Origin of the sequence: Meridianimarinicoccus aquatilis, assembly GCF_004358675.1 — a bacterium.
Taxonomy (GTDB): domain Bacteria; phylum Pseudomonadota; class Alphaproteobacteria; order Rhodobacterales; family Rhodobacteraceae; genus Meridianimarinicoccus; species Meridianimarinicoccus aquatilis.
On record NZ_SMZO01000018.1, the window covers coordinates 66,027 to 74,369 of the forward strand.

7 protein-coding genes and 1 pseudogene are annotated in these 8,343 nt (G+C 60.3%); 6 read left to right on the plus strand and 2 right to left on the minus strand.

Annotated features, from left to right (window positions below; genetic code table 11):
• Positions 1-98 precede the first annotated feature (98 nt).
• From E2L05_RS09840 to doeA, 4 genes are all read left to right on the plus strand, one after another.
• On the plus strand, positions 99-1,406 hold the full coding sequence (locus tag E2L05_RS09840; RefSeq protein ID WP_133342737.1) for an NAD(P)H-dependent oxidoreductase: 1,308 nt from the start codon (positions 99-101) through the stop codon (positions 1,404-1,406).
• A 186-nt stretch (positions 1,407-1,592) separates the two neighbouring features.
• The gene (gene eutB / locus E2L05_RS09845; RefSeq protein WP_133342738.1) at positions 1,593-2,606 is read left to right on the plus strand and encodes a hydroxyectoine utilization dehydratase EutB; all 1,014 of its coding nucleotides are present in this window, start codon (positions 1,593-1,595) and stop codon (positions 2,604-2,606) included.
• Entirely contained in the window at positions 2,597-3,589 is a 993-nt protein-coding gene (gene eutC / locus E2L05_RS09850) for an ectoine utilization protein EutC (RefSeq protein WP_133342739.1), read from the plus strand. The genes eutB and eutC overlap by 10 nt, the downstream gene beginning before the upstream one ends.
• A gap of 5 nt (positions 3,590-3,594) precedes the next feature.
• Entirely contained in the window at positions 3,595-4,782 is a 1,188-nt protein-coding gene (gene doeA / locus E2L05_RS09855; RefSeq protein ID WP_133342740.1) for an ectoine hydrolase DoeA, read from the plus strand.
• A 240-nt stretch (positions 4,783-5,022) separates the two neighbouring features.
• Here the strand turns inward: doeA and E2L05_RS09860 are convergent, their stop codons facing one another.
• Entirely contained in the window at positions 5,023-5,565 is a 543-nt protein-coding gene (locus E2L05_RS09860; RefSeq protein ID WP_133342741.1) for a hypothetical protein, read from the minus strand.
• Positions 5,566-5,640: 75 nt separating this feature from the next.
• Between E2L05_RS09860 and E2L05_RS20755 the strand changes: the two genes are divergently transcribed.
• Both E2L05_RS20755 and E2L05_RS09865 read left to right on the plus strand, forming a co-directional pair.
• Positions 5,641-5,853: a hypothetical protein gene (locus tag E2L05_RS20755; RefSeq protein WP_165971727.1), complete on the plus strand. Its 213-nt coding sequence runs from the start codon at positions 5,641-5,643 to the stop codon at positions 5,851-5,853.
• 128 nt (positions 5,854-5,981) lie between these two features.
• A complete protein-coding gene (locus E2L05_RS09865; protein WP_165971728.1) occupies positions 5,982-6,842 on the plus strand; it encodes a DNA-binding domain-containing protein in 861 nt (286 codons plus the stop codon).
• 206 nt (positions 6,843-7,048) lie between these two features.
• Here the strand turns inward: E2L05_RS09865 and E2L05_RS09870 are convergent.
• Positions 7,049-8,216, minus strand: a pseudogene (locus E2L05_RS09870) (IS110 family transposase).
• Between the last annotated feature and the right edge of the window lie 127 nt (positions 8,217-8,343).

The following is an 8,343-nucleotide window of genomic DNA, read 5'->3' on the forward strand; positions in this document are numbered from 1 at the left end:
ACAGTTTTGCCTTCTCATCCGGGCGAACTGCGGGCTAGCGTGCCCTTTGCGAACGTGGCGCCATCACAACAGCGCGCCGCGCGCTCAGGGAGGACGCCATGAACCTAGCAAAGCTCGCAGCCGAAGCCGCCGCGCGCGGAACGCCCGTTCGCGCCGGATTGATCGGCGCCGGGAAATTTGGCGCGATGTTTCTGGGGCAAGTACCAGGCATCGCAGGCCTTAGCGTGACGGCCATCGCAGATCTGGACCCTGACAGGGCGCAAAACACCTGCCGTACTGTCGGCTGGAGCGACGACGCAATGCGCAAGGTCGCTTTTGTGGATGACGGCGCTGCTCTCGCGGCGCGGGACGACGTGGATGTCGTGATCGAGGCAACCGGGAACCCCCGCGCCGGGATCAGACATGCTCGCGCAGCTATTAGCGGCGGCAAACATGTCGTCATGGTCAATGTCGAAGCGGATGTTCTGGTTGGCCCGACGCTTGCCCAAGAGGCGGCACAGGCCGGGGTCATCTATTCGATGGCGTACGGCGATCAGCCGGCGCTGGTAGCTGAAATGGTGGATTGGGCACGCGCGGCCGGGTTCCACGTGGCCGCCGCGGGCAAAGGCACCAAGTACCTGCCCGCCTATCACACGGTTACGCCCGACGATGTCTGGCCGCACTATGGTTTGACCGCACAAGAGGCCAGCGCCGCCGGAATGAACCCGCAAATGTTCAATTCGTTTCTCGATGGAACCAAAAGCGCGATTGAAATGGTGGCCATCGCCAATGCCTGTGATCTTGCCATTCCAGTTGCCGGGCTTGGCTTTCCGCCCTGCGGTGTCGACGATCTTGCACAGGTTTTGCGCCCCCGCGCGCTTGGCGGTCAACTGGAAGGGCGCGGGATGGTCGAAACCATTTCATCGCTGGAACGCGACGGACGTGCCGTGTTTCGCGATCTGCGCTGGGGCGTTTACGTGGTTCTGGAGGCACCCAATCCCTATGCTGCGGCCTGCTTTGCGCAATACGGGCTTACGGTCGACAGCACCGGACACTTCGCGGCGATGTACAAACCTTTTCACTTGATCGGAATGGAACTGTCCATCTCAGTGCTCAGCGCGGCCTTGCGCCACGAGGCGACAGGGTGCGCCACCGCCATGCGCGGGACCGTCGCGGCAATAGCCAAACGCGATTTGAAGGCCGGCGAGGTTTTGGATGGTGAAGGCGGCTACACCGTCTGGGGAAAGGCCCAACCCCTAAGCCGCGCCGCCGAAGCCCTGCCCATAGGCCTTGCTCATGGCGTACCTCTCGCGCGCGACATAGCCGCCGGAGAAATGCTCGGAATGGCGGATGTGGTGTTCGACAAAGAAGACGAGGTCGTAGAGCTTTACCGGCGCGGCGTGGCACAAGCGCTGGATCGCGGCTGAGCCTTTCATGTGCGCCCCGGCGACCCGGCAACGCGCTTGAAAGCCGCCAGTGTGACTATGGCACCGCGTGGACGCAACGGCTCTTGTAAATCCCGCGCGCGCCGCGCAGCATCACGATATGACACCCCGGCTTTCAAATCCAAACTCCTGCGACCGGCCTTCCCTTGCCGGGATGAAACCGCACCGATGACAAGCGCGCAGCAGCCTCCCGTATCGCTGGAAGACATCAAAGCTGCGCGTCTCAGGTTGCAAGGCGTGATCCGCCCGACACCAACGGAAGCATCCCCAACGCTCAGCGCCCTGTCTGGGGTTCCGGTCCATCTCAAGCTGGAACACCATCAAATCAGCGGCAGTTTCAAGTTTCGTGGCGCATCCAACGCCGTCGCACAGCTAACCCAGGCAGAGCGCGAGGCCGGTGTCGTCGGCGTATCCACCGGCAATCACGGGCGCGGGCTGGCGCGGGCCTGTGCCAATGCCGGGGTGCGCTGTGTGGTCGTGATGTCTGATCTGGTCCCCGCCAACAAGGTCGCCGCCATCCAGCGCGAGGGTGCAACGGTTCACATACGCGGCAAGAGTCAGGACGACGCGGACCGGGCCGCGCGGGCGCTTGTGGCCGAGGGCCTGACCCTGATCCCCCCGTTCGATGACCGCGCCATCATCGCGGGGCAAGGCACCCTTGGCTTGGAAATGATCGACGCGGTGCCCGATCTGCATACCGTCCTTGTGCAGCTTTCGGGCGGCGGGCTGGCCTCTGGCATCGCTGCCGCGCTTAAGGCTCATAATCCGGCCATCAAGGTCATCGGCATTTCAATGGAACGCGGTGCCGCCATGCATGAAAGCCTGCGAAATGGTCAGCCGGTCGAAGTGACAGAACTGCCGACCTTGGCCGACAGTCTTGGCGGCGGCATCGGGCTGGACAACCAACTGACCTTTGGCATGGTGCAAAGTCTTGTTGATGACGTAATCCTCCTTGATGAAGCCGAAATCGCCGAGGGTGTTCGACACTGCTATTGGCACGAAGGACAGATCGTCGAAGGCGCAGGTGCGGTTGGGGTCGCAGCGCTGCTTGCGCGCAAAGTTTCCCCAGCCGGACCAACACTCGCACTGCTCACCGGCGCGAATATCGACATGGACCTTCATCATCGGATTGTCGCAGGTGAAACACCGGAACTCTTGCACACGGACGCGCCATGCCCGTGATCACCATTCTGACAGAGACTGAACTGCGCCAGCTTGTGCCGCTGGATATCGCCGCAGTTGACTGTGTCGAGGCCGCGTTTCGCGCGCTGGACACGGGCAACGTGGTCATGCCGCCGGTCTTGTCCATGGCTATCCCCGAGTTTAACGGCGAAGTGGATGTCAAAACCGCCTACGTTCCCGGCATTGACAGTTTCGCCCTGAAAGTATCGCCGGGGTTCTTCGACAATCCGGCCATCGGCCTGCCCTCCACCTCCGGGCTGATGATCCTCTTTTCGGCGCGCACCGGCATGCTTCAATCCATGCTGCTCGATAACGGCTATCTGACCGATATCCGCACGGCTGCCGCCGGGGCCGTCGCAGCAAGGCATCTAGCTCGGGAAGACGCGCACACAGCCGCGATTCTTGGCGCAGGAACACAGGCGCGGTTTCAACTTCAAGCGCTGTGCCTTGTGCGGCCGATCACGCAGGCGAGGGTCTGGGCACGCAATCCAGCCGCCGCGCACAGCTTCGCTGCGGAACAATCGCAAGTCTTGGGCATCCCTGTCGCTGCCCATGACACAGCGCAAACTGCGGTATCTGGCGCCGACGTGATCATCACCACAACACCCGCGACCAAGCCATTGCTGACCGCAGGCTGGCTTGCGCCCGGCCAACATATTACCGCAATGGGATCAGACCAGCACACCAAGGCAGAGCTTGATCCCGCCTGCCTGACACGCGCTGACCTTTATGTCCCTGACAGGCTTTCGCAGACACGCACCATGGGCGAGTTGCGCACAGCCATCGCAGCGGGACTGCTCGCAAACGACACGACATTTCCGGAACTCGGTGCCATTGTTGCAGGCTCGGCACCGGGCCGCACGCATCCCGATCAGATCACCATTGCAGACCTGACAGGCACCGGAATTCAAGACACCGCTATCGCCACCCATGCCCGTTCCCGCGCCAAAGCTGCCGGGATAGGCACAGAATTTGAGAGCTGATCCAAATGGCCATCGTCGATACCTTTCGCTTCACAGATGCAGAATACGAAACCCGCCTGACCCGTGTGCGCGCCGCAATGGAAGCGCGCGGGATCGACACGCTGATCACGTCGGACCCTTCAAACATGGCGTGGCTGACCGGGTATGACGGATGGTCTTTTTACGTGCACCAATGCGTGATTGTCGGCCCCACAGGTGCCCCGGTTTGGTTCGGGCGAGAGCAGGATGCACAAGGCGCCTTGCGGACAGTTTACATGAACGAACCTGACCTGATCGGGTATCCTGACTACTTCGTACAGTCCTCTGAACGTCACCCGATGGACTATCTTGCCGCCAAGTTGACCGAACGTGGCTGGCACACAGGGCGCATCGGCGTGGAAATGGAAAACTACTGGTTCTCTGCCAAGGGCTTTCAATCCCTAAGCGCCGGTCTGCCAAACGATCTGATCGACGTCACCAATGTGATAAACTGGCTGCGCGGCCCAAAATCCCCGGCCGAACTTGACCGAATGCGTAAGGCAGGCAAGATCGTGGAACGAATGCACGCCCGCATTGTCGAGAAGATCGAGCCCGGCATGCGCAAATGCGATCTGGTGGCCGACATCTATGATGCCTCGCTTCGCTATGACGCGGACTGGGGATTTGGCGGCGACTATCCCGCCATTGTTCCGCTTTTGCCATCGGGGGCTGACGCTGCTGCCCCCCACCTCACTTGGGATGACAAGAAGATGGCGACCGGCGAAGGAACCTTCTTCGAAATTGCGGGGTGCTTCCGTCGCTATCATTGCCCGCTGTCACGAACCATCTTTCTTGGCACACCAACCCAGAAGTTCATTGATGCCGAAAAGGCCGTTCTCGAGGGGATGGAGGCCGGTCTCGAGGCGGCGAAAGTCGGCAATCTGTGCGAAGACATCGCCATCGCCTTTTTCAATGTTCTGCAAAAGTATGACATCGTGAAAGACAACCGAACCGGCTACCCCATTGGTCTTTCGTATCCACCGGACTGGGGCGAACGAACCTGCTCGCTGCGTCCGGGTGACCGGACAGTTCTGAAGGAAGGCATGACCTTCCATTTCATGACCGGGCTGTGGATGCAGGACATGGGGTTTGAAATCACCGAAAGCATCGCCATTGGCGAGAATGGACCAGAGTGTTTGGCCAATGTTCCGCGGAAAATGGTCGTTAAAGACTGACGATTGTTCCGCCGGGGGGGGCACTGGTCCATGATCGGATTGGGTGAGCGCTTTCACCCGAAATTACCCCGCCTGAAAATTTTTGAAAGGGGTTTCAATGGGTTGTGAAGGGGGTATTTCACCGGCTTTTACACCCCTACCACGTTTTCGGCGTGTTTAGCGGAGAGTGGCGCTGAAAAAGCCCTTTGTTTTCAATGGGTGCTTTCCGAAGCTGTGGGCTTAGCTGCCCACACCCCACACCTATGAAGAGCTAAGCGGGCGGCCTTTCGCGTCGGTTGTGGTTCCGTCTGACCAGGTGATCGAGGGCCGGTTTTCCCGCATTATGCGATGCGATTGCTCATTTATCGCCGCGCTGTTCTCGATATCGTCATGAATTAGCATTGAAAGGGCGGCAGAGGTGGAATTACCGCCCTCTAATTTTCCGATATCACTTTGCGCGCGCCTCATTAGTGCCCAAAAATCATCATTTGCGTGATCCAATACTTTTAGCGCTTCGTTAAACCCTTTTTCATTGAATTCGCTTGTATAGGCTCGGGCATATCGGAAGAGAGCCAAGCAAAATGCCGCTTTTTCTTGATTATGCCAGTAAACCGGGCCGACTGCGTGCGGATGGCTACTCTGCCCGGTCAACATCCCTATAAAACGCTGCGGCACGCGCTTTCGAGATCGCCAAGCCGACACTGTGCGCTTGTCTATCTTCAGTGCCCTCGCAAGCTCGATATCACTATCAACGTTGAAGTGGCCTTTCAGCGCATCAACGATCTGGTCTGCGTCCATGTCCATCATTTCACCTTGGCAGCGGTTTATGCGCCGCGCGTAGCCCACAAAAGTCTACATGCAGACTAAAGGACCGCACATATGCAGCATGAACATCTTACGCCGGGACCGCAGACTTTGAAAGTCGTTCGTGGTGCGCTTGTTGCAAACGGATCAACTCTCAGCCGCTGGGCTAAAGAACGTGGGGTGAAGCGGCAGAACCTCACTAAGGCTCTGTTGGGCGAATGGAATGGCCCGACCGGTCAAGCATGGTTTCGCGCGGTCGTGGAAGACGTGCTCGGCGGGTCGAAGTAATGACGCCGGTTAGAAGCCTTTGCGGAACTGGTCGAATTCCGAAAGACCGGACCAGCGCTTCCGCGTGGCTCAAGCGGCACTCTGTGGCAATCTCTCGTGCACCTTGCAACGGTGGTGAACGGGAGGTCGTGAGGCTTTCCGACCTTCCCGAACCGGAGCGACGGGCCTTTCTCGATCAGCATATCGCGGAGCGTGGGCTTCCTGCTGGCGACTATGACGACGCGGCGCACGCGGCTTTCCTTGCCGCGCCTGCGGCCAAGCGCGAGAAGGCGGAGCGCAAGGCCGATATCGCCCGGTATCTGTTGAGCATCAAGGACCATGCCGGGTGGCCGGATCGTGTCGCCCTGGTCCGCGCCAAGTTCGGCACGGCCGGCACATCGAAGGACAACCTCAAGCTGTTGCTGCGGCAAGTGAAAGGGCTTGATCCGATCAACTTCGCGCCCGCGCTGCTGCCGAAGACGCGCAACACCAACCGCGCCAAGCCGATCGCGCGGGAAGCGTGGTCCTTTTTCATGACGACGATCAGCCGGGCCGGGCCGGACTTCCCGCTTGCCCAGGCATATCGGGACGTGCGCGACGTGGCGAAGGTGCGCGGCTGGGCTTGGCCGTCCTATCCGACCGTGTTTCGCCGCTGGGATGCGCTGCCCCATGCGCAAAAGCTCGAAGCCCGGTTCGGGCGCGACCGCGCGGCCAAGCTGCTTGCCCAGCCGGTGCACCGGGACAAGACCACGCTTGCGCCGCTTGAAATCCTGTCGCTGGACGGTCGGACGCTGGACTTCTGGACGGATTGCGGCGACGGGCGCGCGGTGCGGCTGACCATGCTTGCCTTGGTCGATGTGGCGTCGAACGTGGTAGCCGGTTGGCGGCTCTGCCAGTCGGAAAACGCCAGCGACACGGCGCGCCTGATCCGCGACACATGCGAGGCGTTCGGGATCTTCGACACCCTCTATACCGACAACGTCCTATGTCGGGAAAATCTGGCTGCTTAGGTCAGCAGGTCGTGTGGCATCCGGCTGTCCGGATACCTTAATAAGGTTGCCCAGACGGGCTCTGCCGTCAAGAAATGATCTCATCCATAGCAAACACAGGGTACGCGCGCTGGCGGCCCTCACCGTCCTTAATACGAGATCCCAAATCCCAAGCAGAAGGCCCGAACATTATCTACGAGGTCAGGTAGCCTGCCTCCACGGCTCAGTCAGAGAGAGGTCCTTCCGCCTGGGCTCACCCCCTCGAAGAAGGGGCGATAGGGTTCGCCGTGATTGACCACGGCGTGTACGGTGCGCGCCATCTTGGCCGCGATTGCGGTGTAGGCCTTGCGACGCAGATGGGCGTTGTGTCGGTCCTTCGAGATGTAGCGTTCGAACTTGTCCCGGAAGCTGTTGGTCCGTTTTAGCACGGCGGTCTGTCCTGCCATCCAGAGTGTGCGCCGGAGCCGGGCATTGCCGTACTTCGAGATGCGGCTCTGACCACGGAACATGCCGGACTGCACGGTGGCGAGATCCATGCCGCAGAACTTCAGGAACTGCCGGTGATGCCGAAACCGACGCAGGTCGCCGGCCTCCGCCAAGATGGTCATGGCATTGATAGGGCCGATGCCGGGGATGGTTGTCAGCAACCGATAGTCAGGCAGATCGGAGAGCAGCTCGACTGCCCGCGCCTCGATCTCGTTGCGCTGGCGGACAAGGCTTCTGCCTTCGGCAAGGACGAGGCGGAACATGCGAACCGCGTCGGAATCCGGGTGCACCGGCAGTCCGACAGAGCCGACGGCCGTTGCGTAAATATCTGAAAGCAGGCGTTCTTTGGAAACTTTCCTGCCCACTACCTGCCAGGCAGCTGCGATGAAAGCGTTCGGCTTCGGGGAAGTAGAGCGGTAGGTAATGCGTCAGGATGCGGTGCCAGAGCTCGGTCTTCGAACGTGAGACGATCTCATGCGTCTTCGACAGCTCCTGAATATCCGCCGTCCCAACTACCAGAGGATCATGAAAGAACTGCACGGCGCCGATCTCCAGCATATGCAGGATGACCTGGGCGTCCTTCGGATCATTCTTGTCCCAGCTGTTGTGCAAGGCCTCGCGTGTCCGGGCGAGGCCGACAGAGGAGATAAGCTTGAGTTCGAACCCGGCCTGTCCGAGATGATGCGCCAGAGGCCTGTGATAGTTGCCGGTCGCCTCGAACCCGATCCGAACAGGCATGTCGTAACCGACCAGCGCCGCGGACAAGCGATGGAAGTCTTCCAACGTGTTCATGATCGTCATGCGCCGACGACGCTTCTTGCCGGGGACTCCGATCAGGACCTCGTGGCGGTGCTTGGAAATGTCGATGGCGACTAAAACAGTTGAAGCGATAGTATGGGTGGCGGTCATAGCCGGTCTCCTCAGCGGTGTGGTTCAGCAAAACCACTGTTGAGACCTGAGACCCGGTTATGGCCACCCGCTGCGCGATGTGGAGGCTGCGCGTGCGGCCATAACCTGTCGGCAGCGCTTCTTCCCG